We start from the raw sequence: 25602 nt of genomic DNA, 5'->3' as shown, positions 1-25602 counted from the left end.
CCTTGCGCTTCATCCTTTCTGCAAAGTCTAGACAATCTTGCTTGCAAGATTGTGAGACTGTTGACTTTTGCAACAGTCTCTTCTTGCTGAACTATTCGGGATTTCCGGATAGTTCCCTCTTCGGACAATTCCCCCGAGAGAAAGATATTGCGTAAGTGATCATTGACTGTACGCACAGGCTAGAGCCGGCGGGTGAGGGCGGGCAGGACGCTACGCATCCAGTCGGTGTAGTCGCCTGCCACGATGTGGTCGTGCGCTTGGTTGACCAGGTCGAGGTAGAAGGCGATGTTGTGGATACTAGCCAGTGTGAGCCCCGTGATCTCCTGCGCCTTAAAGAGGTGGTAGAGGTAGGCGCGGGTGTAGCGGTGGTCGGTCGATGCGGTGCCCTCGGGGTCTATCGGCTCGTGACAGGTGCGCCACTTGGCATTGCGTATGTTGATGGTGCCTTGCCAGGTGAAGAGCTGCCCATTGCGGGCGTTGCGTGTGGGCATGATGCAGTCAAACATATCGACTCCACGTGCGATGCCCTCTAGTATGTTGGCTGGGGTACCGACGCCCATGAGGTAGCGTGGCTTATCCTTGGGGAGGATGCTATTGGTCAGCTCGATCATCTCGTACATCTTGTCGGTAGGCTCGCCGACGGCTAGTCCGCCGATGGCATTGCCGGGGGCGCCTAGCGAAGCTATATGCTCGGCCGCTCGACGCCTGAGGTCGGGGTAGACACATCCCTGTACGATTGGGAAGAGAGCCTGCTCGTAACCATAGAGAGGCGGGGTATGCTCGAGGTGCTTGATGCAGCGGTCGAGCCACTGCTCGGTGGTGTCTAGCGACTGCTTGGCATAGGCATAGCTGGCATCTCCTGGGCAGCACTCGTCGAAGGCCATCATAATGTCTGCCCCTATGGCACGCTCTATCTCCATAACCCGCTCGGGTGTGAAGAGGTGCTTGGAGCCGTCGATGTGCGAGGCGAAGGTGACGCCTTCGGGTGTGATGCGCCGCATGGCTGCTAATGAGAAGACTTGGTAGCCTCCACTATCGGTCAGGATGGGCTTGCTCCAAGTGCCGAAGCGGTGCAGGCCGCCTACCTCTTTGAGTATCTCTATGCCGGGACGTAGGTAGAGGTGGTAGGTATTGCCGAGGATGATCCGCGCATCGGTCTCCTGCTCCATCTGCTCCATCGTGACCGCCTTGATGGCTCCCGCAGTGCCCACAGGCATGAAGACGGGGGTCTGTATATCTCCGTGGGCGGTCTTGATGACTCCAGTGCGTGCGTCGCTATGGGGACAGGTATGGTCTATGGTAAACTGCATGAGGTCAGCTGGTTAAATCTTGAGGTCGAAGCCGATGGTCAGCATCTCGTAGATCTGTAGACGAGATTTATTCTCAGGAGTGAGCGGTACGGCATCATCGTAGCGTAGCAGGACGTTGATACGGGTGGAGATGTAGCGACTGAAGGCAAAGACGAGAGAGTTCTCAAACTCGGTCTCGATACGCTTGTAGCTGGTATTGTAGTAGAGTCGCGACTCCCATGCGAAGGTGTCGGTGAAGTTCCAGATCATATTGGCGCGAAGCATAGATCCGATGGCGCTGTAGATGTTTTTGCCCTCCTCAAAGCCATGTCGGGTCATGTCTATATCCTTGCGTGCAGACCACTTGAAGTCATAGGCGAGGGGAGCGATATTGAGGTCTAGTCGGAAGCGGCGCCCGTAGTAGGTCTTGGACTTGTTGTCTACGACCCACTTCATACCGAGACCCGCGGTGAGTGTGAGTGGTGAAGCAAAGGCAGAGTAGACCACGGTCTTATCTTCAGACCGCTGCTCGAAGGCTTGCGTGCGAGCCTCTACATCTAGTGAGTAGTACCACCCCTTGAAGGCCTTGATACCTAAGTTGCTACGTAGGCGGAGGAGGTCATCAGAGACGTTGTACCCCTGGAGCGAGTCACGTATCTCAGCGTTGAGTCCGAGACGCCACTCTAGCTCGTTGAGCCAGTTGACCTTGTCCTTTTCGTAGCTCAGGCGGAGGAGCTGCTTGCTATGGAGTGCGAGGGCGCTGTTACCACCCTTGTGCCAGTTAGGCGAGATGTAGGTCTGGCTAAACTGTATGTTGCTCTCTAGTCCTGGGAACCAGTACTTCCTGCCGAGCGTTACCCCGTGAAGCTGGTCTGACGCATTAACGCCTGCAAATGGGGCATCAATGGTCGCATCGACGATAGGCTTCGAGCTCCCGACGGTGGTCATATCTATGCGGTGTGCCAGTAGATCGCCCTCTCGACGTGTGATGAGTGTGGGGGTGGCAAGCTTGAGCTGATTGACGCTTTGCAAGCTACGCTCGTAGTATTGCTGTAAGAGGGGGAGCTGTAGCTCTTCGTTTTGCAGTGCTGTGGCAATTGGACTGCTTTTGCTTACTAAGCTGATGGGTAAGTCTAGAGATAGCTCGGGAGCTTGGTCAGTAGAGATGACGCTCACGGCCGACGAGAGGGGTGCTTGCAGCAGTAGGGTGGTGGGGAGTACCTCTTTGGGTAGTGGTGCCACGGGGTTGGAGCGATTGAGGAGGTACTGCACCTTGAGGGTCGTGAGCTCGACGGGCGCCGTGACGCTGTCAGCCTCGCTCTGGAGGCTCGCCGAGTGATCTGCCTGTGCTGCTAAGGGGTATGACCCGATAAGGGCGATGAGTGATAATAAGAAGGTAAAGCGATAGTAATGCATGGATACTACTTATATAGGACTCGAATGAGTATAATCTAAAAAAGCTCACATCCCCACACGATAGGCTGAGCGTCTAGCTCGTCATAGTGCTAGAGTGGATCTACGTCGCAGTAGATCTGCACCCTCCGAGCTTGGATAGCACTCTTCTGTATCGTGGAGATAATATGAGAAATCTGCCTTCGCACCTCCCGCCAAGGGCTAGAGGGACGAATTTTCATGCAAATATAGCGAATATGGCGCATACGCACCCAAGAGACGTAGGGTGCATTGGGTTCAGAAGCCTGCCAGAGTGGCTGAAACGGCTCCGCCTGCATCGCACGTGCTAGCGCAGCTGCGGTGTAGCAGACATCTCCCTCGGAGGCTCCTCGTATATAAACGTAGATGAGGCGCACATAGGGGGGGAAGCGGAGGTACTCACGCTCTGCCAGCTCGCCTATACCATAAGGCTCTGCCGTGTCACCGCCCTGCAGGCTCTCGAGGAGGGGTGTGTCGGTCTGGTAGCTCTGAATGTAGAGTTGCGCTGAGGGGTAGTTGCTCCCGAAGCGACTGAGTGCGGCATAGGCCCGCTCGTTGGCTCTGAAGTCATCGCCCACGATCAGCTGATCTAGGTTTGCCAAGCCAATGAGCCCCACATTGCGGATAGCATCTAGATAGATAAGACTTGAGGTGCCGACCAGTATGGCAGGCTCGTCGCTACGTATCAGCTGACGCATCCGTTGCTGCGCCTCCTTATTATAGTATTGCGAGGCACTGAGTTCTAGGATGTGAACCTCTGTCGGGATGAAGAGCGTGAGCTCCTCGGCGATACGCTCTACACCATAACCCTGTATGCTAAAGGCTCCCCGGCTGTTGTCTATCGCAACTTCTGTTTTGTCTAGAGGAACCTGGTCACTCTGATGACAATGAGGACAGATGCGAGGAGCAGACGCTGTGAAGCCACAGTAGCTACAGCTGACGCTCTGTGTGGACTTGTGGTAGACCAGTCCTACATCGCAGTTGGGACACTGGAGCGTCTTCTGACAATGTCTACAGACAAGGTGCGGAGCGTAGCCCCGACGATTGAGTAGGAGGATGCTTTTGCGTCCCGCTTGGCACTGCTCTAGGAGTGCTTTGCGTAGCTCGATGGAGAGCATTTGTCCCCATGGGAGCTTGCCCTGCTTGCGCTGAAGGGATAGGTCGATCAGCTCGAAGGGTCGTGGTGCTTTTGGGGTGTTCGGTGCACTGAGGTCATTGAGTGAGCGGTAGTATCCCCGCTCTACGTTGTATAGTGCCTCGGCAGAGGGGGCGACGGTAGTCAGTAGGAGAGGCGTCTGGCTGCTCTTGCAAGCGACGACAGTCAGGTCACGCGCATGATAGCGTGGGGCAGGATCGGACTGCTTGTAGCGACTACTCTCCTCGTCGGTGACGATGACGAGGTCACAGTGCGAAAGGGGTAGGAGGCTACCCATGCGAGAGGTGAGGACGATGAGTCCACGCTCTCGGTGTGTCAGCCCGAGGAGCCTAGCACGTAGCGCCATCCGCTCGGCGTCTGTCGTGGAGGAGCTGTAGAGGACGAGGTCAAAGGGCGTCGCCCGTCGTCTCTCTCCGCTGCCTCTAGCTAGCTGCTGCAGGGCATTGTAGAGTAGGCTTTGGTCAAAGAGAAAGAGCTGTGGCACATAGATAGTTACCTGTGCTGCAGGGTTGCGCTGGAGCATCTGCTCGACCATCGAGACGACCAGTTCTATTTGCTCTTCATTGCTTGTAGCTTGGTAGAGTACGGGTTTGGACGTTTCGCTGATGAGACTCTCGAAGAGCTGACTCTGTCGCTGCTCTCCAGCTGCTGAGGCGGTGCGCTGTGCCGTGGGGCGTATGAGCGGATCGGCGAGTGTCGCCGTCTCTCGTAGTATGCCCCGCTTGATGAGTGTACGGAGTGTGGCCTGCCGATTGGTGTCTCTCCCGACGAGTGTCTCTCGGAGTAGAGGCGTGTCAAGCGGTAGTTCATGCTGGTAGAGGAGGTCTATCAGCTGCTCTACCATAGCTTTCTGCGCCTTGGCGCGGGAGAGGCTCTCGACAAGTTCGCTGAGTGCCTCCTCAGAGCATAGCTCCTCGACAAACTGCACGGCTGGCGAGCCGACCTGCACAGAGCGGCTGTAACGTGGTATAGACTCACTACCGATGAGTACACCAGCCTGCAGGAGTCGGTCTATCTCAGGATAGATGCGGTCGCCAAGGATCTTCGCCAGTTTGCTCACCTTCGCCTGATGTCCTCGCATGGAGAGTAGCTCATAGCGTATCGCTTCCGATAGTTCGGTCGCTTTGTAGTCGGTTGCTTGATCGCCTTCGGCCGTTTCGTCTGGCTCCCGCCACGCTACCTGCGTCTCACTAGAGGGTAGGTAGCTACTCGGTATAGCGGCGGTGAGCCAGGCTCCCAGCGAACAGATATAATAAGAGGCGCCCCAGCGCCAGAGGTCTATCTCCCTTGAGGTCACGATCGCCTCACGATCGGGTAGGGCTATAATAGACTTCAGCTGACCGAGAGGTCTGTCCGACTCCTCGATCAGCTGAGATATGATAGCGTAATAGTAGCGCTTACTGCCAAACTGCACTAGCACACGCATACCGACCCTCGCCTCTTCACACAGCGCCTCGGGTACACGATAAGTGTACTCCTCCTCGAGGGCTAGGGGTAGGATGATGCGCGCCAGCATAGGCAGAGCTACTGGCTGTGCTGAGTTACTGCTGGCTTAGAGCTGCGTGCATATTGGCAGCAGCCTTGCGTCCGTCACCCATAGCGAGGATGACTGTGGCACCTCCACGGACGATATCGCCACCAGCGTAGACCTCTTTGATAGAGCTCTGGTTCTGCTCGTTGACGATGACAGTCCCCTTGGGCGAAACTTCCAGACCCTGGAAGGAGCGTGGTATGAGTGGGTTCGGCGAGACACCGATGCTCACAACGACGACATCTACATCTACCTCATCGATAGCTCCAGGTATGGGGACCGGCTTGCGACGACCATCGGGTGTGGGGTCGCCTAGCTCCATGCGCTGCAGCTTCATACGGCACACTTTGCCCTTTTCGTTGCCCTCGTACTCGATAGGGTTATGTAGGGTGAGGAACTCGACGCCCTCAGCCTTAGCATGCAGGATCTCCTCATGACGTGCGGGCATCTCCTCCTCGCTACGACGATAGACGATCATAGCACGCTTAGCACCAAGGCGGAGTGCCGTACGGACTGAGTCCATAGCAGTGTTACCACCCCCGATGACAGCGACCACGTCTCCCTTATAGATAGGTGTCTCAGCACCCTCGGTACCAGCGCCCATCAGGTTGACACGGGTGAGGTATTCGTTAGAGCTCATGACGCCGGCGAGGTTTTCGCCAGGGATATTCATAAAGTTGGGCAAGCCAGCACCACTACCCACGAAGATGCCTACGAAGCCCATCTCCTGTAGCTGCTCGTAAGAGAGCGTACGACCTACGACGACATTGGTCTCAAAGTGTACGCCCATCTGCTCTAAGATCTTGAGTTCGGCATTGACGACGCGTAGCGGGAGGCGGAACTCGGGGATACCATACTTCAGCACGCCACCGACCTCGTGCAGAGCCTCGAAGACGGTCACATCGTACCCCCAGCGTGCCATATCGCCAGCGAAGGAGAGTCCGGCAGGACCACTACCGATGACGGCGATTTTCTTGCCATTGGCGGGAGCCATCTCGGGTAGCTCGTACAGCCCATTCTCACGCTCATAATCTGCTACAAAGCGCTCTAGATAACCGATGGCGACGGCGTTGCGCTTCATCTTCTCCGTGTAGATACAGTGCTTCTCACACTGCTTCTCCTGAGGGCATACACGACCGCACACAGCGGGCAGCGAGCTACTCTCACGGATGATGTGCGCAGCTGCTGCAAAGTCTCCACGCTCTACGTTTTTGATAAAAGAGGGTATGTTGATTGATACGGGGCAACCCTCCATACAAGAGGGGTTGGCACAGTCGAGACAGCGGATAGCCTCCTGACGCGCCTCAGCCTCGGTGAGACCACAGTTGACCTCTTTCGTTAGACTGTGAGCACGCTCGTGTGGATCTACCTCAGTCATCTTGACTCGTGGTATAGCCATGCGCTCCTTACCAGTATGTGCCTTGCGAAGCTCCTCGCGCCAAGGTTCGTTGCGACGAGCAGTGATCAGATCCTTTTGTTCTGACATTGTAATATGTGGTTAACTCAGAGTGATACGTTTACTTCTTATAGGTATTCAGACGCATCAGTAGCTCGTCAAAGTCTACCTGGTGAGCGTCAAACTCAGGTCCATCGACGCATACAAAGCGCGTCTTGCCTCCGACGGTGATACGACAAGCACCGCACATGCCCGTGCCGTCGACCATGATCGTATTGAGTGAGGAGGTGGTAGGGATGTTGTACTTCTTAGTAAGCAGAGCTACAAACTTCATCATGATGGCGGGACCAATGGTCACGCAGAGGTCTACCTTCTCACGCTTGATGACAGACTCGACACCATCGGTCACGAGCCCCTTGGTGCCGTAGGAGCCATCGTCGGTCATGATGATGACCTCGTCAGCAAACTCTCTGAACTCCTTCTCCAGTATGATGAGTTCCTTAGTACGTGCCGCAGCGACGACGATCACCTTATTGCCAGCAGCCTTGAGTGCCCGGGCGATAGGATAGAGCGGTGCCATACCGACACCACCACCAGCACAGACTACGGTGCCAAAGTTCTCAATATGTGTGGCTTGTCCTAGTGGGCCCACGATGTCGTGGATCATGTCTCCAGCGTTCAGAGCGACCAGTCGCTGAGAGGACTCGCCGACTGCCTGAACGATCAGCGTGATCGTGCCGGCATCTACATCAGCATCGGCAATAGTGTAGGGTACGCGCTCACTATGGTCGGTGACACGTACGATGACAAAGTGTCCAGCACGGCGTGACTTGGCAATCAAGGGTGCCTCGACAACCAGCTTGGCTACTTTTTCGGAGAGAAAAGTCTTACTGACTATACGATTCATAGCGTTGTGTGATATGATATATGCTAATCAAGAATGGTCTCGATAGGGTACCTAGAGATAGGTATTGCCAAAGGTACGACTTTTTCACCACCTAACCACTAATTCTACCAGAATTTGTGTTTCGTAGCTCGATGACCTGTACACTGTAAGGGGGGAGCTTGACGATCAGCGGAACCCATGGCTGGAAGGCGTAGAGTTGCTCCTGGGAAGCTTCTAGATAGGTCTGTGTCGTCACACGCATCAGCTGCTGCGTCTCTACGCGCTCCTCCAAGACTGGGAGGAAGAGTGGGTAACGCTGTGGGTCTGCCGTGAAATTGCTTAGGACGGCGATGCCGATTGTTTCGCCAGCCTCTTGCTCTGCGGGATCTAGTAGTCGTAGGTAACCGTAGGTGCGCTCAGCATTGAACCCTCCCCACTGACGAGCCTGCTCCTGTATCGAGTGAAAAGCTCCTCTCAGGATGACTGGATTCTGCGCCCACTGCATGAGGCGATGATAGCTCTGATAGATCGGGTCGGCAGGGTCACGATGACCCAGAGCGGGGATGCTCCAGTAGTCAAAGATCGAGGTTCGTCCGTCAGGACCACTATACCCCTCGGCATCGACGCCTCTCTCTCCATACTCCTGACCCGCGTAGAGGAGTAGGGGGCTAGGGGTAGCGAGCGCAAGCAGCGTCATAGCGGTGAGTCCTCGCTGAGCCGTGTCGGCAAAGTAAGGCGAGGCAAGACGCACCTCATCGTGGTTCTCTAGGAAGTAGAGCAGCTCGTCGGGAGCGTACTCCTTGTTATTGTAGATGAGTCGCTCTTCGATAGCAGAGACCGAGCGCTCCTGAGTGATCACTTGGTAGAGCGTGTCGTAGAGTCCGCTCTTGTCGTAGAGTAGATCGAAGGCTCCCTCCTCTAAGTACTTGTGGTAGTTGTCTATCTGGTAGATCTCTGCGACAAAGGTGACGGGATACTGCTCCTGTACCTGCGGTATGACCCAGTGCCAAAACTCCACTGGCACCATCTCGACCATATCACAGCGAAAGCCGTCTACCCCCTCGGCAGCCCAGTAGCAGAGTATGTCTCGCATCTGCAGCCACGTGGCAGGCATCGGGTCAAAGTGTGAGATCCGAGAGCCATCGGGGCGGTAGTCCACGCCATAGTTCAGCTTGACCGTCTCGTACCAGTCGTTGGCTGAGGGAGTGGCAGACCAGCAGTCATTACCCGTGACACGCGCCGGCTCCTCGTGATAGCTAGAGGAGCGATTGGGTAGCTGAAGCGAAGTGCTAGGTAGGTAGTAGAAGTTGTTGTTCGGATCAAATGCTTTGCTCCTATCATCTTTAGCTCCCAGCGGAGTAGCCCCCTGGGGCGTGTGAGTGCCGTCATACTGTCGTGATACATGGTTAGGGACAAAGTCTATGATCACTTTTAATCCATGACGATGGCAGCGCTCTACAAAAGAGCGAAACGTCTCTCGTCGCCTCATCGGCTCTCGCACGATGGTCGGGTGTACGTCGTAGTAGTCGGTGATGGCGTAGGGCGAGCCTGCCTGCCCCTTGACAATGTCGGGGTGTTGGTCAGGACAGTCTGTCCAGCTATGCAAAGGTGTCTGGGTGGCGTGGCGTATGATCCCTATCGGCCACAGGTGAGAGACTCCTAGCGAAGCGAGGTAGTCAAGTGCTGCATCGTCAAAGTCTTCGAGCGTGCCTGTGCCGTTTTGCTCTAGAGTGCCATGAGGCGTCAGCTGAGCGTGCGCTTTCTTATTACCCCATAGACGTACTAGTGTGGAGTAGATTATGGTGCGCATAGCCTATGCTTTGCCCTGCTGTGAGAGTAGGTCGATGATCTCTCTAAACTGCTCCTCCTCTTCGTATGCCTTGCTGATGAGCTGGTAGCCAATGTCTGAGATGATATCTACGGGAGATACATCGTAGGCACCAAAGTGCGAGAGTAGGGGTGACTGAAGTACAACGTCGCAGAGCTCTAGGTCGATAGTCACATTAGCACGCATCATAATGCGTATGAGACGGTCCGAGAGACGGAGCATGTTTTTCGTAGGCGTATTGTCTACCACCGGGCTTAGGTTGATCCCGAGGAGGAAGTCGCACGACTCACGGATGGGACGTGCGGGGAGATTCATAAAGACCCCACCATCGACATACTGCTCGCCATCGATGACAACCGGCTCGAAGAGGATCGGTATCGAGCAGGAGGCCACCACGGTAGAGGCTAGGTCACCCTCTGTAAAGTCACGCGCCTCGGCTTTATTCAAGTTGGTCGCGATGATGTGCATGGGGATCGGTAGATCTTCAATGCGCTCATGGCGTAGGGTCTCTTTGAGAAATTGTCGATACTTATTGGTCTTGAGCAGTGAGAGCCTCGGAGTAGTCAGCGAGGTCATATTCATGAAGACAAAATTTGACGACAGGTCATAGATCTCCTCACTACTGTAGCCGTCTGCATAGAGTGCCCCCATGAGCGAGCCGACGCTAGTCCCGGCGATGATGTCAGGCCGTACGTGATGCTCCTCTAGAAAACGAAAGACACCTATGTAGGCTAGCCCACGAGCAGCTCCGCCACAGAGAGCTAGACCGAAGGTAGGTCGCTTGCCGTAAGTCCATGTGCGGACACGCTCTACCAGCTTATCGAGCGAAGTGGAAATGAGGGCAGAGCTACGCTCTATGAGACGCTCTCCCTGAGCTTTTAGATCGGAAGTGTTGAGTGCCATATCAGGTTCATTTAGGTGGTTGATTGTTTTCTGCCCAGAGGCAGGTCTGCGAGTAGCGTCGTCAGTGGTGGCTCCGTAAAGGCACGGCGTGAAGCGACCACTAGCTCCCACTCCTCGGCAAACTGCTGCTGCGTGAGCATGTGGTTACGATGTCCTGAGCGATCCAAGCGATCTAAGAGGTACCCCACGGTCAGCAAGTCGGGGTCGACGGCTAGGTTGTAGTGCAGCTCCTTGTCACGAGAGCTATAGACTACCTCGATGATCAGATCCTCCTCGAGTAGCTTAGCGATGATCTCACTGGTCTGATTGATCGGCAGGTGACAGGCCTCTGAGAGTGAAGGTATATCATGTGGCTCAGGCTCCGTGTGATCGAGGAAGCGCTGCACGATGTGAGCCATCACCAGAACTATCAGGAAGTCGGAGTAGCGAGGAGAGACATTGGTTGCGTCCTTGGCGTAGGTAAAGTTCACCACATTCTGTATGGAGAAGCATAGCTTAGCACTAAAGAGCGTGATGGACCAAACCACCTGCAGCCATAAGAGCAAGAGCGGTATAGCGGCAAATCCACCATAGATAGCATTGTACTTAGAGATCCATAGGATACCGCTAACGTAGAGTGCCTGCAGGATTTGGAAGGCACTACCAGCTATGGCACCAGCGATGAGTGCTGGGAGGAACTTGACCCGGGTGTTAGGCAGTGCCATAAATATACCCACAAACATAAAGATGAGGATGATGTACGGGAAGAGCTTGAGCATAAACTCCCACAGAGGCGTGAAGAGTATGTAGTCGTTGAACCACGTGTTCTTTATCGTCGCCATCATCACGGTCATTCCTGACGAGAGCGTCATCAAGATAGGCAGTAGCACGACCATCGTGATGTAGTCCGTCAGCTTACGTCCTATGGAGCGTCCTCGCGGCACCCCCCAGATGACGTTGAAGGTCTGCTCGATCGTGTCCAAAAGGAGGAAGATCGTGTAGAGAAACAGCACCAAGCCGACACCTAAGAAGAGCCCTCCCTGTACCTGCCCTAGATAGTTCTCCACAAAGCCCATCATCGTGTCTAGCTCGTTCTGATGCCCTGGCATATAGGTCATCAGAAAGTCGTAGATCGTGTCTTGAAAACCAAAGCCCTTGGCAAAAGCTACAATAAGCGCGAGCATCGGCACGATAGAAAGAAACGTCCGGTAGGTCAGTGCCGAGGCATGGCGACTCAACCGTTGATCCACATAGCCCTTGATGGCCATATAGAGAGCCTTGAGCGTATTGATATAGAGCCGTCTGAAGCCTCGCACCTCCTGTGGCTGTATGTGCCACATGTCGCTCGTGAGGAAGCGAATCACCTTGTAGGCTCCCACCTTGAGCTTGCGCACCCAGGTGGAGGGCTTGCGAGCGGCGTGCTCTACGGTTGTAGCCTGCTGAGAGCTGGGACGCTTATGTTGTATAGAGTTGGTATGTTGTGGCATGAAGTTAGCGATATTATATTATATATGGTACGACAGGGAGGTGTGCTTTGCTGGGCATCACCTCGCCCGGCGCTGGCGAAGCGAATCACGGAGAGGGCAGTAGATCTATAAGCCGGGTTTTGTGCCACTCACGAGGAGTGGTGCTTGTCATTTATCTACGACACTCGTTGCCGAGTGCCTCTAGCAATCTACCCTCCGACTAGGACGAGTAGCCCTCATAGCGTCGGTATACTTGATCTTGCAACCCATAGTGTGTACAGCCAGTGGGTCACCCACACTGCTGGTGAGCTCTTACCTCACCTTCTCACCCTTACCCAGCGTGCCGTAGGCACCTCTGGGCGGTCATTCTCTTCTACACGTCACCTACCCTCGCGGATAGCTCTCTGTTAGGGAGTATGGTACTCTGCGTTGCCCGGACTTTCCTCTCTCGCACGAGATGCGGAGCCGAGGCTCTCATCCACTAGCGACAGCGACAAGCCGATCTACTGCCATATCCATGATACGTCACTGGGAGGCTCTCACTCTAGAGCAATGACCTCCACAGGTGCAAAGATACAAAATGAAGCGATTAGCACTGATCGCTCGACCTTCCCCAGAGACTCAAAGGCCCGTAAAAGTGCATCCCGCAGTTTGCTAAACCAGATGACTCTGTAAAACGAGTGCTGAAGGGGGAGCGGCTGAGTGGCTAGATGCCGGTGCCTAGCGACTGGAGGATCAGGTAGGTCATATAGGCTATGTAGACGGCGAGCAGGGCAATGCCCTCCTTGCGGCTGATCATAGCTCGTCCGAGTACGTTGCTAAAGATAAAGAGGAGGAAGACAGCCACTAGCATCATTAGATAATCCAAGAGCTGTATGCCGGCTGGTACTAGAGGTGTGATCGAGGCAGAGGCACCGAGGATGAAGAGAATGTTGAAGATACAGCTTCCCACAACGTTGCCGATGGCTAAGTCGGGTTGACGTTTGACAGCTGCTACGATCGATGTGGCCAGCTCTGGCAGTGAGGTGCCGATAGCGACGATGGTGAGTCCGATGATTGCTTCGCTCACACCCCACGAGCGTGCTATACTAGAGGCATTGTCTACGAATAGACGTCCACCGAAGATCAGTAGAGCGAGTCCGCCGATGACCTTAGCGATAGAGATTAGCAGTGTCCTGGTTGCATGCTTTGCCTTAGACTTATCTAGATCATCTTCTAGTGACGAGAGGTCAGGCTTGGGTGCCTTTTCCTTGGGCGCAGACATGAAGGCTAGATAAAGGTAAAAGATGAGGAAGCAGAGGAGCACGATGCCGTCGCCACGATCGATGATGTTGCCCGAGAAGCCTCCCGTGAGGAGATTATCGCTCGCCATGACGAGACAGATGGCTGTGACCAGCATGGCGATCGGTATGTCTCGCTTCATAGCGTCATGCGTCACACGAATCGGGTAGATCATAGCACTGACGCCTAGGATGAGGAGGATATTGGCGATGTTACTTCCTACCACGTTGGCGATGGCTATGTCTGGCTTGTTGGCCAGAGCCGAGGTGATGCTCACGACTAACTCCGGGGCTGAGGTGCCAAAGCCTACGATCGTGAGACCGATCACTAGTTGAGACACACCTAGTCGCTCAGCAATCGTCACAGACCCATTGGTGAGGAAGTTGGCCCCAGCCGTGATCATGACCAAGCCTAAGATGAGCAGTAAGAAGTAGAGTAGTATGGACATAATGCCTAAGATATAAGGTGTAGTACACGTTTACCAGCCTCCAGTGGCACCGCCACCACCGCCTGAACCGCCACCGAAGCCTCCGCCACCGAAACCGCCGCCGCCGAAACCACCACCGCCTCGTCCGAGGGAGCTACCGATGATACCGCCGAGTATAGCTCCGTCTAGAGCAGAGTTGCTCTCTTTGTAGACCGTTTCGTCTGTGTGATGGTCTTGATCGCAGTAGAGACAGTGATACTCCTGACGATGGATGTAGGCGATATGCCGATCAGTAGAGCGCAGTCGGCGCGTACCAGTGTGTTGCAGCGCATAGGTCCCGCAGTGCGGACAACGCTTGTAGCGTGAGTTGCCATCTACCTCGCCATAACGCTCTACGGCACCACAATTATCACACTGCTTGACGAGGTAGTGCACACTGCCGAGTCGCTCCTCCAGCTGCTGTGCAGGTGTGAGTAGCGACAGCTTAGCCGTGTCTGAGAGAGTCTGTAGCTTGCTCTGATGACATGTGTGACAGATGAGTGCCTCTCGAGAGAGCCGATGGCGCAAGATCGCGTAGAGAGCGAGGAGTACGACAATGGCTCCCGCTATCAAGAGGAAGCTTCCACCGATCATTAAGATCAAAGCTATGAATAGGAAGCTTACGATCTGCCTATTGAGTCGCTTGATGCGCTGCTCCGGAGCTGTCTGCTCGTCTTTATAAGAGGCTATCATGACGACACAGAGGATCAGCACCAAGAGAATCATCAATCCGTTGAACACACTCCGTGCCTCTAGCTCCTCCTCAGCACCATCGGTGCGCGTCGCTCCCTCGTAGTTTGCCGTGATCGTCTCTTGTATCGCCTGCACGCCAGAGAGGATACCTGTACTGTAGTCTCCACGCTTGAAGTGTGGAGCCATACGATGAGCAATGATCTGACTACAGAGGGCATCTGGTAGCACGCCCTCTAGTCCGTAGCCCGTCTCGATGCGTATCTGACGACTATCTAGCGAGATGAGCATGACAAAGCCACTATTGTCTATCTTAGAGCCCACGCCCCAGCCACGAAGTATCTCTCGTGCGAGATCCTCGATAGAGCCACTCTGACCGATGGAGGGGAGGGTGATGACGACTCCCTCCACGCCATGCGTCTGGCGCATGCTTAGGATCGCTTCGTTGATTCGTTGTCGCGCCTCGGGCTCGATGATGTGCGCTATGTCGGAGACAAACTGCGTGCTGTCCTGTAGCTGTACGTTTGGGATATCCTCCCACGAGACAGCCTTCTGAGCAGGTAGTGCCCAAAAGGATAGCAGTAGTCCGAGTAAGAGTAAGGTGCGCTTCATGGGGGAGTCTAGAGGTTAGAGATTAGAGGTTAGAAGTTAGAGAGAAATGAGGGCTAGGCTCACTAGTGCCACTAGAGGCTCTAGTGAAATCCTATCCCTCTACCTCTAACAACTAAAACTTTACTTGAGGAGCTTGCTCTGCACCAGCCTCTGCCTGAAAGTAAGGACGCTGGCGGAAGCCAAAGATACCGGCGCAAACATTCGTTGGGAAGCGACGTATCTTCGTATTGTACAGCTGTGCCTGATTGTTAAAGTCCATGCGGGCCGTCGTGATACGGTTTTCCGTACCCTCTAGCTGAGCCTGTAGCTGACGGAAGTTTTCGTCTGCCTTGAGCTCGGGGTAACGCTCCACGACAACCATCAGTTTGCTAAGCGCACTGGTTAGGTCTCCCTGAGCTTGCTGGAACTGATTGAGTTGCTCTTGAGTCATCCCCTCGCCAGATGGGACGATGGGCTGTGAAGCCTTAGCGCGGGCGTTGATCACACCCTCGAGGGTTTCACGCTCATGAGAGGCGTAGCCCTTGACCGTCTCGACAAGATTGGGGATGAGGTCGGCACGGCGCTGGTATTGGTTCTCCACTTGGCTCCACGAGGTGTTGACCTGCTCGTCTAGCACTACGAGCGAGTTGTACTGACCCACGCCCCAGAAGACAAGGAGCAGTACGACCGCCACGATGATAATTGTCGTCGTCAGACCACGACGTGACTTAGTGGCTGTAGATTGATTTGTCATAGTATTAAGTCTTTGTTTGTTAGTGAGTTCTTTGATTAGAGTAGCTCGATACGCTCCTCCGATACTTTGCGTCCGCAGTAGTGACAGCGTAGTACCTCGTGCTCAGCGTCAATGAGGTGAAAGTGCGTACGCACGGGCTCATTGTTCGTAATGCACTTAGCATTGGGGCACTTGACGAAGCCAATAATCTCTTCGGGCAGGTGTAGCGTCCGCTTCTCCACCACCTCGTAGTCCTTAATTATATTGACATGCACATCGGGGGCGAGGAGAGCTATACGGCTTGCCTCCTCATCGGAGAGCATCCGTCCGGAGATCTTGATGATCCCCTTCTTGCCTAGGTAGCGACTATCTAAGTTGTTGCCTATCGTGATAGGCTCCTCCATACCTTCGAGCTGTAGGAGGTGGGCTATCTTAAAGAGCTTTCTGGGGGGAATATGATCTATCACGGTGCCATTGCAGATGGCTGTGACCATCATCCCCTCTTGCTGCTTGATTAGAGCTTTCTGAGACTTAGCATTCATAGTGTGTAGTGTGTTACTTATCAACTTCTATACCGAGTACCTCGCAGAGTATCGACTGACGTATGTAGAGCCCGTTCTGTGCCTGGCGAAAGTACTCCGCCTTAGGACTGCTATCCACATCGATCGCTATCTCATTGACACGGGGTAGGGGATGGAGGATGCGCAGATTGTCCTTAGTGCCTTGTAGCATCTCCTTATTAAGTATGTAGACATCCTTGACACGCTCATACTCCTCCATATCGGTAAAGCGCTCTCGCTGCACCCGAGTCATATAGAGTATGTCGGCATCGGCGATCACCTCAGGGGTAAAGAGCGAAGTCTCCTCATAGCGTAGATGATGCTCATCGCAATACTGCCGGTACTCCTCGGGGAGTCGTAGCTCAGGCGGTGCGACAAAGGTAAAGCGAGGTGAGAAGAAGCGCATCCCCTCTATGAGCGAGTGGATCGTACGTCCGAAGCGCAGGTCGCCCACCATCACGATGTGTAGATCCTCGAGCGTGCCTTGTGTAGAGCGGATCGTGTAGAGATCGAGGAGCGTCTGCGAGGGATGCTGATTGGCACCATCACCAGCGTTGACGATCGGCACGGGCGAGACCTCTGTAGCATAGAGCGCAGCACCCTCTAGGTAGTGCCGCATGATGATCACGTCGGCATAGTTAGAGACGATCAGGAGGGTGTCTTTGAGCGACTCGCCCTTTGTCGAGCTGCTGGACTTAGGGTCGGAGAAGCCGATGACTCGTCCGCCCAACCTATTGACCGCCGTCTCGAAGCTCAGTCGGGTACGCGTCGATGGTTCGAAAAACAAGGTGGCACCCACCATTCCATCCATTAGATGGCGATTAGGATTGGCCTCAAAGAGTGCAGCGCGATCCAGGATACGTAGTATATCTTGCTCATCACACTGCTCGATAGATACGATATGCTTCATCATAAGGCACAGGCTATATTCAATTCATCCGTAAAGGTACAAAAAAGGAAGAGACTACAGAGGAGCCTGCTCAGGTTGTGTGGCGAAAAAACAATCGGCTAATTCCTATTTTGAGGTGCTGGGGGAGAAAGCCATACGCAAAAAACTAACTGAAGTGAATTGATTAACTTGCACCCCCAAATGAATGAGGAGAGCTTTTCGCCCTCCCCCTTACCACCTTAGATATGACTAAAGAACTAGATTGGATTGAGCTATTCGCTCCACAAGAAATTCTCCGAGACTTTGACTTCGAAAAGCTGGTCGAAGAAGACGGCATTTACCGCATCTATATGGTAGAGAAAGAAGACGCTGACCACATCCCCGCAGAGTTGAAAAAAAGAGGTCAACGGAGATCTCTCAAACATAGTCCTAGACGGCTATACGAACTACATTGAGTTGCAGACTTTTCCGGCAATGGGCAAAGAGGTCTTCCTCTACCTCAAGCGTCGTCGTTGGAAGATAAAACAGGAGCAACGACAAGAGCAAAAGAGCTACACCAACAGCTACTCATACACTGAAAAAGGCATGAAAGCGACCAAGGCTTTCGGCGATTTTTTAAAAGAGATTGATTGGGTCTAAGCCCACCAGTATCGGGCAAGTCGCCTACTGTCTGGGCATGAGCTCGAAGAAACTTTTTCGCTGGTACAAAGATATCCTGAGCGGATACAAAGGGCCAGCACACCAACGCCATTTGCAGAAGACTGGAGCCTCACGATCTCCAGGCAAGTCTTCTGCTAAAAGCACTGTAAGTTCTGATCTGAAGATCCCCATTCTCAATGAGAAGAATATGGGCTCCACCATCTGCATAGACGAAAAGAACATCAACGGGGATTGCTACACCATCGTGTCGAACCCAGAGACGAACAAAATCGTCCTAATGGTCAACACGCTCCGAGCCTCCCAGATCGTCCACATTTTGAGATCAAACATCTCCCAAGAAGCACTTTTCGCAGTCTCTTGCGTAACCCGTGATATGGCTCCAAACTACGACTGGGTGGCTCGCGAACTCTTCCCCAATGCCTACCAAGTTGCGGATAAATTCCACGTCGTCAAAAATATCATTGATCAAGTTCAGAGCGTAAGAATACGCTACCGGCAAGAGCTTCTTCGCAAGCAACGAGAACTGGAGGAGGTGGGTCGCAAACAGCCTAAACTGCAGCCCGATCCCAAGATCCAGCGAGAGTTCAAAGATCTCAAAAAGGAGTTGTCCAATGGAGATACCCAGCTACAGCTTCTCCCGCGTAGCAAAGGGTTACTACACAAGCTTCACAACGAGCACACAGCCAGTCAAAAGCTACGCGCTCGGCTACTCTTTAGGCTTTTCCCCGACATCAAAGAAGCGTACAAATTCTCCGTAGCGCTACGGAAGTGGTACCAACGTCCCATGCGAGATGGCAGCTTCATAACGCCCTCCCGACACCTATTGGAGCGCAAGAAAAAGGCACTACTAGAGATCATCACCAATCACCTCAGTAGCCCATGTGAAGAGGCCAAGAACATCGCTCACTTTATGGTCAAGCACATAGGAGAGATCTGCAACTACTTCCTAGGCTATAAGCCCAACGCTTCAGCAGAAGCACTCAACCAGAATCTCCAACGCTTTATCGCCATCAACTATGGAACCCGAAATGGTGACTTCTTCCTCTACCGCATCTCCGTTCACTTCAGTTAGTTTTTTGCGTATGGCTTTCTCCCCCAGCACCTCAAAATAGGATTTAGCCGCCATATTAAAGCATATCTTTCTTTATCTCACGATTATTTGTATTTCGTCGGGCACGTCTTGGGTATCTGAACGGAGTTTGGCACGGCGATTCTCTATCGAGAGGCTGTGGCGTATCACCACATTGCGGGCTTCCACTTCGCCTGCAAGACGAAGATAGCGGGAATATCCTTGAGATGTGTTACCACCTTTGGCAAAACCTTCTGCCTCCTGTATTAAATGTTGTACTTCGTGAAGCAACACGCCTTCAATCTGTTGGTCGAAGGGTGCATTGGGGGTTCCGATTGTCACCACCATACCATAATTGATGGGGTCAAAGTAGCCCAACGTGCCTCCTCTCGAAGTGTAAGAAGAGAACAATCTTAGCCGATTAAAGGCGGGATATGCCGAAAGCAAGGAGGTATCAGCCATACATAGAGCTATGTTTATTGGTTCGCCGTAATGTCTTTTTACGTGATCTTCGATGACGGCATTGGGGTGGAATGGGTCAGGGTATTCAAACTTCCACAAACCCTCCACGCCAAGTTCCCAACCTGTCCGCATTTTAATGCAAGACATGGTTGTCCCCATACGCATTTCCTGTTTAGCCGTGTGAAGTGCCGCCTTTAGGACTTCTGCGTTTTCTGTATTTGCGATACCTTTTTCGCCAAGATACATTTGTTTAATCCATTATTACGTCAGTCTCTCCGTCAAGGTATCTTCTCAAAGACTGCACTATATGCTCAAGACGGTTACTACAAGGGCAGTTGTTAAGGAACTCCATAACCTGTTCTCGTGGTGGAGACATGAAAAGAAATTCTTCTTTGAAGCGTTCTCTAATACTCGTAACAACATCGAGACGTTCCTTGCAACTTGCCTTGTATAATCTATCGTAACAAGCCAAACTAATCTTATCGGTCGGTTCAATCAGGGCATGGCGCAGTTCGTCCAATACGGCACGACGTAACGAACGTTCATTGTCTTCAAGATGAGAGCAAGAACGCCAGTTGAAATAGAGGCTTCTGGACTGCAATCTTGTTGCCATATCCTTCATACTGCATCCTTCCAACTTTAATGTGGCTTTGCAAAGAGTCACAAATGGCGAGTATGATTGTACGTCCAGACCTTCATCATCGTCTTTCAGCATGGGTGGTGTGATGTGTAGAAGAACCTCACGATGCGAGGGCGGAAGCGGTTGTTCTGTCTCGTTTTGCCAGTCGAGAACAGGCCAAGCCATGTTCTCTTCATGAAGCGATTGCGATTCAAATTGTTTAAGTTCACCGATGGTAATCTGTTCGCGTGGTACGACAATCATCGCTTTATTCTTTACCCAAAAGGCAATGATGCTCTGCATGGGCTCACTCTCAAAACGCAGATTGTCCGTATAGTATCTCATACGAGTTTTGCGTTGCTTCGGGTTGTTTGAAGCTTTGTCACGTTCTGACCATTTGGAAGACACTGGCTCCGCTATGAATAAAGAGCGTATTGGAGCATAGAGTTGCTCAAATGCCTTGGTACTTCTTTCATCCACACTGATACGAAATTTCAGTCCATCGTTTGATTTTTCACGGATGGGCATAAGCAAGAATGTGACATCCAAACCAGTAACATAGTATACAGAAGATGTTGAGTTTGCATAACGCAATCCATCAGCTAATGGCAGTGTCACATTTTTCAACACTTCACGCAGACGCACCTCGTCGAGAGGCATCAGTAGGCCATGAGCTACAGTCTTTTTTCCGGCCTTATCTGGGGCGAGTGTAAAAGTGATGAAACGAGGTTTTAATTTGGCTATGGCTGGGTCGCTATAAGCTCCGAGTATATTGCCTGTGACGATTTTGCGCTCTATAATCCGGTTGTTATATTTGGCTATTTCTTCGTTCCAAACCATTGCATCGAAGGGATATGGCTGTCCATATTTCATGATACTTTCCAGTTTGCTGTAGTTGCTGTTCTTTTCAGAATGCACTAGATTGATGGTGATTTCACGCATACCAGCAGACAGAGCAAATACCAATTCCACCTTGCCCGGAAGGAATTTCTTCTCAATGTCTTGTCCAAAGCGAATGTCTTTTAAGACACCAATGACATAATCGCATTCAAATTCCAGTTCAACACAGCCGCTCATATCATATGAAAAGCCCAGTTTAGCAGCCGAAAGAATGGTGCGCAGACGTTTACCTTCTTCGCTAATCTTCTTGAGGTTCTTGTCAAGGCGCTGCGCATTGGCCATCCATTCATTAGAATAGGATTTCAGACGGCGCAGTATTGTATTCCGCATATGCAAGCCCTTTACTTTTTCTTTTGCCATACCACACCATGACTCATAGGGCTGTTGTGCTATGGCTATCAGTTCATCTACCAACTCGTCATTCGTGATATGTTTCTTCAGAGACTCACGAACATTCAGCGTTAGGATATCCTGACGTTGTGCGATGCGCTCTCGCACTTTCTTGCGTTGCAGTCTGTAGTATGCATCCACCTCCTTATGCAATACACTATTCTCTCTGAATGGTAGGCCATATTGTTGTTGGGCTTCTATTATGGCCTTTTGGAGTGATTTTGAATCATAGGGGAAAGTGCGATGGCGGCAGCGGTAGGTAGTGAGGTACGACCCTCCGCCTAATCGAGAGTCATCGAGCGCAGCCGTAAAGAACTCATCACGAACAAAAACAGCCTCAAAATCGCGATGCTCTCGTTCGAGATCCCATTGATTGATGCGGCGCAAGTCCGTTTCAAGTGCTTGGTAAGCAGTAAAGAGTTCGTCGATGGCATCCTGTTGTGCAGTAACGCTAAGCATGGCAAGGCGTGCCATCAGGCGGCTTGCAGTAAGAGAAGATGTTGGCTTCAGACCTAGCACAAAGGACAACTCCGTATGTGCTTCAAGAAACTCACGTGCCACCTGATTGCCATATTTATTGCTCAAGTCAATAAAGTCGGCTTGCTTGCGATCCTGGTCCTGATTGGCCGCAGTATTTGCACTCAGTAGTCGCAATTTGGCGCGAAGCATCATATTTAGCCTTTTCTCTGACGGGATGGAGGTGATGATATATTCGTAAAGGGGAGGTAAGTCCATGCGCTGTCCTGTGCGGTTGATACGTCCACGCTTTTGGAGGTCTATGTTTACATCCAGGTCTGTCTGCACAATGAGCATCTTGCGCTGACGCACTTGCGATTCGGGCACCTCTGCTGTGGCTATGGCATGGGCACTTGCTCCGATAGCACCACATGCGTTGATAAGGATTACATCAAGTTTGTTGTTCTGAAAATCGTTAAAGATACGGTTACTGTGAACCTTACGTCGAGACACGATGGTAGCCGCACAGAAATCGTCCTCTCCGTCAGGCCATGTGTATTCCAACTGGTGGACACGGCCTGTACACTCTTCAAAGCGAATATGAATAAAACGCCCGTCTGGAGCCTCAAAGGTCTCCCTTGTTATCAATTGTCTAATGACATCAATGGGCGAAAGAGGCAGATGAAAGGTATCTTCCTTAATGCCATGTTTGAGTAGTTCATAGAAATTTTCCACCTCAGCAATAGCATTTGCGACTTCTTCTGCTCCTGGTAAGTCCATATCAAAAGTGAGTTTGAACAGAGACATATAGGAGTGGGTGTCTATGACCGTCTTCTCCAATAAACGAAGCAATATAGCCGAAAAATCGCCAGAGCAATTACCTTTCTCATCCTTCACCACATCCTGCAGCACGCATTCCAACGTATCGCTCATTCCGATAACCACGCTACGTCCCTGCCTAACCTCCCCAACAGCTGCGTCGGCGATAGTCTTGGCTTTCAAGGCAATCAATAGGATCTTGTTTACATAAAACAACTGTCCGCGTGTAGGATAACATCCCCAATCAGCTATGAGTTGGTAGAGCCTTCCAAGCGCAATAGTCTGATGAACCATTTGACTCAATGTTACCAATTCGCGAAACCAATACATTACCCTGTCAAACAGCTCGGAGTGTACCACCAAATCGTCATCAAGATAGGTGTAAATAGGGTCAGGAATACCTTCGTTTGAATGTTCACGCCGTATCATCTGCCCTTCTGCAGCCAAGGTAGAAGATACAAATTCCTGCATGGGTACACCTCCGCTGGCAAAAGCAAGTTGAAGCGTTGCTTTTGTGGCCAAAGCACTCAAAGCAGTGCGCTGCATAAAGGTTATCAGGCATTCAGGACGTTTGGCAAATGTTGCTGAGAGGAAAACGCATTGGGCTTCAGCACTATTTTCCAGCACAGAGTTTATGCATTGGGTGATGACAGACACGTTGCCAGCCGAGACGCTACTGCTGCGGTGTGCTTCGTCAAAGATGAAAAGCAGACGATGCTTTTCGCAAAGCGCATTGAGGAAATCGAGTCGTGTCTTGTCTTTCTTGGCATCCTTTAGTTGAGAATAGGTCATCATCAAATACTCGTAGCAACCTTCAGGAATGTCTCTTTTGCTGTATATGATTTCCATCTCACGTTTCTTCAGCGATTTATATACAACCTCATATTGCTTTTGGTAGAGTGTCATCAATCCGCTGTCATCAGCCTCCTCATCCTCACCGATTGTAGGAGACCAAATTTCGTCAGGCGCATCAGGCATTGACTCGGGTTCTATCACTTTGTCAAAATCTACAACCGAGACACCGCTATTCACTATCAACGGTCGTGCCTCTTGTATGCCCAACGCCTTGCAATCACGATACATGTCGCTAAAAAGCGTATAGCGGTCAGTGAAGAAAACGGGCAGATAGCCGGACAACATACCATAGCGGATCATAGCCGCAGCTTGTCGCCCTTTACCTATGCCAGTCTGGTCTCCAATGATAACGGCCTGACTCCGCATTTCGATATTATAGATAGCCATGGCCACACTGTCTATCTGCTCCATAGCCAATGCTTGAAACAGTTCTTTTTGAGAAAAGTGAAGTCGTTTGGCCACAAATCCGCTAACATCCCCGCCAAGGGCATCTCGCAGTTTTTCAAGCGCATGTGTGGTGTCATTGGCCAACTGGCTTGGCACTTTAGTGCCAAGCTCTTGAGCACCAGCGGATATGCCTTTGTATTCTGTAGAAAGGACCTCCATACTATACTCTGGGTAAATTAGCAGCAGATATTCTTACACGCACAATCTTTTCTGTCATTAGCGTGAAGCATCTGCCCCACTCGCTGTCGAAAAGTTGTTGTCCTCCTGGCATTTCTTGTCAAAATCACTCATTGTCCTTGGTTATGTCTTTGTATCGCCGACCGGCCTGGTCTGTTAGCCGTTGACAAACCAATTGAACATTCACATCAAAACTGTTGATGCGCAAGATGTCGGCCAGCGAATAAGGGTTATGGGTATAGAGGGAATGGAATGCGTACCCAAAGCAGATATGCTTGAGATCATCGCGATGCAGGCACTCGTCCCAACTGGTGCCATCGTCCAAATCTGCGAAGTCAACGACAAGCAATTCCTCGTCCGTCATGTCTGGCGTGTTTCCTTCTTCGTGCCGCACACAGCAGTTGTCAATGTAGCCAAGAGCGCAACGTCTCTTTTCTTCGTTGTTCATGATAACATACAGCATATAAGCAAAGTCTGAACCATAGTAAGCATCGTTTTCCAGATGCAGGACGGTCCCATAATCGCCCTCATTGCTATCGTATTCAACTCCTACAGTCAGTTTACCTTCCACCTCATAGTCATCATCGAAACTCTTGTCAACGCCATGAGCCAGCAAGGTGCGATACAATGCACAGGTACGCCGATACATATTCTTCCGCAAGTCGGTCAGGAGCGTGTTCACCTGCTCCATACGTTCAATCTCGTCGGGAGCATAGGTGAACATCTTGTCCAGTATCATTGTTCTCAGACCGATGTAGTTGTCTATTTCTTCCATGGCCTGTTGTGAAGGACGTTCAAGATAGAAACTCAATGGATCGTTTCCGACAATACCCTTTATATCTTCTTCCACTGACAGCAATAACTCGCGTAAGGTTGCGACATCCTTGGCCGCTTCAATGCGCTCAATATTGATTGTGCTCTCTTTTCGTGTCATTGGTCGTTCTCTTTAAGTTGTTCTTTCTCTTCTTCTGTAAGATGACGCCATTTGAGCGTTTCGCCGGTTGCAAAATACATTGTCAAGATGTCTCCGTTCCTGACGATGAAATCGTCCTCGCCGACTTGAACCGGCACACCGATTATTTCGCGAGAGGCAATGTGTTCGCCTTCTTCGTCGAAGAAGTGATACATATTGTCTTTGCAGAGGACTGCGAAGAATGAACCTCCAATGACAAGTCCGAGATAAGTCTTCTTGGAGATGACGCAGGAATCCATATCGCCGAGAGAGGCCCCTGTCAGAAACTCTTGTTTCTGTTTTTTCTTTGCGTCTATGTACTTGATAGTGGCCATGGGGAGGTAGCATACTCGTCTTGGTGTATTGCTGGTCGTTATTCCGAATACGACTGAACGAGATTTTCACTGTTTTGATGTTGAGTGCCATACTATATGATTTTTAGAATTGTGCTGCAAAGTTACGATGGAGGCTATGCCAGATTGAGGCATTGGCATCAAGAATATCATCAAGGAGTCCAAATTTCTATCTCGCCATTGTTCTGTTGGATGGTCTTTTGAACATAATTCCAAGGATTCTCCTTAATCTTGTGGTCTGACGAGAATTCTATCTTGATTAATTGCGATTCATTGCTGAGTGTTATCTCACGCAGTTCGTGGCAGCATAAGCATCGTATCTCCCGAAGGCGGTCGCACTTGGAGGCAAGAACCTTTTGCACTTCGCT

Annotated in this window: 20 protein-coding genes and 1 other RNA gene; 3 read left to right on the top strand and 18 right to left on the bottom strand. The window is 51.8% G+C overall.

Annotated features, from left to right (window positions below; translation table 11 throughout):
• Positions 1-179: 179 nt before the first annotated feature.
• From tgt to pyrB, 14 genes are all read right to left on the bottom strand, one after another.
• A complete protein-coding gene (gene tgt / locus Q2J34_RS09285; protein ID WP_297117116.1) occupies positions 180-1310 on the bottom strand; it encodes a tRNA guanosine(34) transglycosylase Tgt in 1131 nt (376 codons plus the stop codon).
• Positions 1311-1322: 12 nt separating this feature from the next.
• A complete protein-coding gene (locus Q2J34_RS09280; RefSeq protein WP_298889711.1) occupies positions 1323-2705 on the bottom strand; it encodes a DUF3078 domain-containing protein in 1383 nt (460 codons plus the stop codon).
• A gap of 89 nt (positions 2706-2794) precedes the next feature.
• The gene (gene priA / locus Q2J34_RS09275; protein ID WP_298889713.1) at positions 2795-5392 is read right to left on the bottom strand and encodes a replication restart helicase PriA; all 2598 of its coding nucleotides are present in this window, start codon (positions 5390-5392) and stop codon (positions 2795-2797) included.
• A gap of 25 nt (positions 5393-5417) precedes the next feature.
• The gene (gene gltA, locus Q2J34_RS09270; RefSeq protein WP_298889715.1) at positions 5418-6893 is read right to left on the bottom strand and encodes an NADPH-dependent glutamate synthase; all 1476 of its coding nucleotides are present in this window, start codon (positions 6891-6893) and stop codon (positions 5418-5420) included.
• A 31-nt stretch (positions 6894-6924) separates the two neighbouring features.
• A complete protein-coding gene (locus tag Q2J34_RS09265) occupies positions 6925-7710 on the bottom strand; it encodes a sulfide/dihydroorotate dehydrogenase-like FAD/NAD-binding protein (RefSeq protein ID WP_298889717.1) in 786 nt (261 codons plus the stop codon).
• A gap of 91 nt (positions 7711-7801) precedes the next feature.
• Complete coding sequence (locus Q2J34_RS09260) at positions 7802-9499, bottom strand: alpha-amylase family protein (RefSeq protein WP_298889719.1); 1698 nt, start codon at positions 9497-9499, stop codon at positions 7802-7804.
• A 3-nt stretch (positions 9500-9502) separates the two neighbouring features.
• On the bottom strand, positions 9503-10420 hold the full coding sequence (locus Q2J34_RS09255; RefSeq protein ID WP_298889722.1) for a patatin-like phospholipase family protein: 918 nt from the start codon (positions 10418-10420) through the stop codon (positions 9503-9505).
• 11 nt (positions 10421-10431) lie between these two features.
• Complete coding sequence (locus tag Q2J34_RS09250) at positions 10432-11886, bottom strand: YihY/virulence factor BrkB family protein (protein WP_298889724.1); 1455 nt, start codon at positions 11884-11886, stop codon at positions 10432-10434.
• Positions 11887-11978: 92 nt separating this feature from the next.
• Positions 11979-12375: RNase P RNA component class A (rnpB, locus tag Q2J34_RS09245), an RNA gene on the bottom strand.
• Between the two features lie 196 nt (positions 12376-12571).
• Positions 12572-13594, bottom strand: a complete 1023-nt coding sequence (locus Q2J34_RS09240) for a calcium/sodium antiporter (protein ID WP_298889726.1) — start codon at positions 13592-13594, stop codon at positions 12572-12574.
• Between the two features lie 30 nt (positions 13595-13624).
• Complete coding sequence (locus tag Q2J34_RS09235; protein WP_298889728.1) at positions 13625-14914, bottom strand: TPM domain-containing protein; 1290 nt, start codon at positions 14912-14914, stop codon at positions 13625-13627.
• Positions 14915-15026: 112 nt separating this feature from the next.
• Complete coding sequence (locus Q2J34_RS09230) at positions 15027-15647, bottom strand: LemA family protein (protein ID WP_298889730.1); 621 nt, start codon at positions 15645-15647, stop codon at positions 15027-15029.
• 35 nt (positions 15648-15682) lie between these two features.
• Entirely contained in the window at positions 15683-16168 is a 486-nt protein-coding gene (gene pyrI / locus Q2J34_RS09225) for an aspartate carbamoyltransferase regulatory subunit (RefSeq protein WP_293964089.1), read from the bottom strand.
• 13 nt (positions 16169-16181) lie between these two features.
• Positions 16182-17096 carry an aspartate carbamoyltransferase gene (gene pyrB, locus Q2J34_RS09220; protein WP_298889741.1) on the bottom strand — a complete coding sequence of 305 codons (915 nt, stop codon included), beginning with the start codon at positions 17094-17096 and terminating at the stop codon, positions 16182-16184.
• Between the two features lie 224 nt (positions 17097-17320).
• Between pyrB and Q2J34_RS09215 the strand changes: the two genes are divergently transcribed.
• From Q2J34_RS09215 to Q2J34_RS09205, 3 genes are read left to right on the top strand one after another with little or no spacing between them, the layout of a single operon-like run.
• Positions 17321-17530 carry a hypothetical protein gene (locus tag Q2J34_RS09215; RefSeq protein ID WP_300970062.1) on the top strand — a complete coding sequence of 70 codons (210 nt, stop codon included), beginning with the start codon at positions 17321-17323 and terminating at the stop codon, positions 17528-17530.
• 19 nt (positions 17531-17549) lie between these two features.
• Positions 17550-17714, top strand: a complete 165-nt coding sequence (locus Q2J34_RS09210; protein ID WP_298889732.1) for a hypothetical protein — start codon at positions 17550-17552, stop codon at positions 17712-17714.
• 37 nt (positions 17715-17751) lie between these two features.
• A complete protein-coding gene (locus Q2J34_RS09205; protein ID WP_300970061.1) occupies positions 17752-18807 on the top strand; it encodes a transposase in 1056 nt (351 codons plus the stop codon).
• Between the two features lie 72 nt (positions 18808-18879).
• On the opposite strand, the gene Q2J34_RS09200 is transcribed toward Q2J34_RS09205, so the two are convergent.
• The 4 genes from Q2J34_RS09200 to Q2J34_RS09185 all read right to left on the bottom strand — a co-directional run bounded on the left by Q2J34_RS09200 (position 18880) and on the right by Q2J34_RS09185 (position 25216).
• Positions 18880-19512: an LPD23 domain-containing protein gene (locus Q2J34_RS09200; RefSeq protein WP_300970060.1), complete on the bottom strand. Its 633-nt coding sequence runs from the start codon at positions 19510-19512 to the stop codon at positions 18880-18882.
• A gap of 4 nt (positions 19513-19516) precedes the next feature.
• On the bottom strand, positions 19517-23911 hold the full coding sequence (locus Q2J34_RS09195; protein ID WP_300970059.1) for a strawberry notch-like NTP hydrolase domain-containing protein: 4395 nt from the start codon (positions 23909-23911) through the stop codon (positions 19517-19519).
• Positions 23912-24035: 124 nt separating this feature from the next.
• Entirely contained in the window at positions 24036-24863 is an 828-nt protein-coding gene (locus Q2J34_RS09190; RefSeq protein ID WP_300970058.1) for a hypothetical protein, read from the bottom strand.
• On the bottom strand, positions 24860-25216 hold the full coding sequence (locus Q2J34_RS09185) for a hypothetical protein (RefSeq protein ID WP_300970057.1): 357 nt from the start codon (positions 25214-25216) through the stop codon (positions 24860-24862). Before Q2J34_RS09185 ends, Q2J34_RS09190 begins: the two co-directional genes overlap by 4 nt.
• Between the last annotated feature and the right edge of the window lie 386 nt (positions 25217-25602).

Source organism: Porphyromonas vaginalis (assembly GCF_958301595.1).
Taxonomy (GTDB): Bacteria; Bacteroidota; Bacteroidia; order Bacteroidales; family Porphyromonadaceae; genus Porphyromonas; species Porphyromonas vaginalis.
Note: the sequence above shows the minus strand (reverse complement) of the source record. Positions and strands in the feature narration are given on the sequence as shown.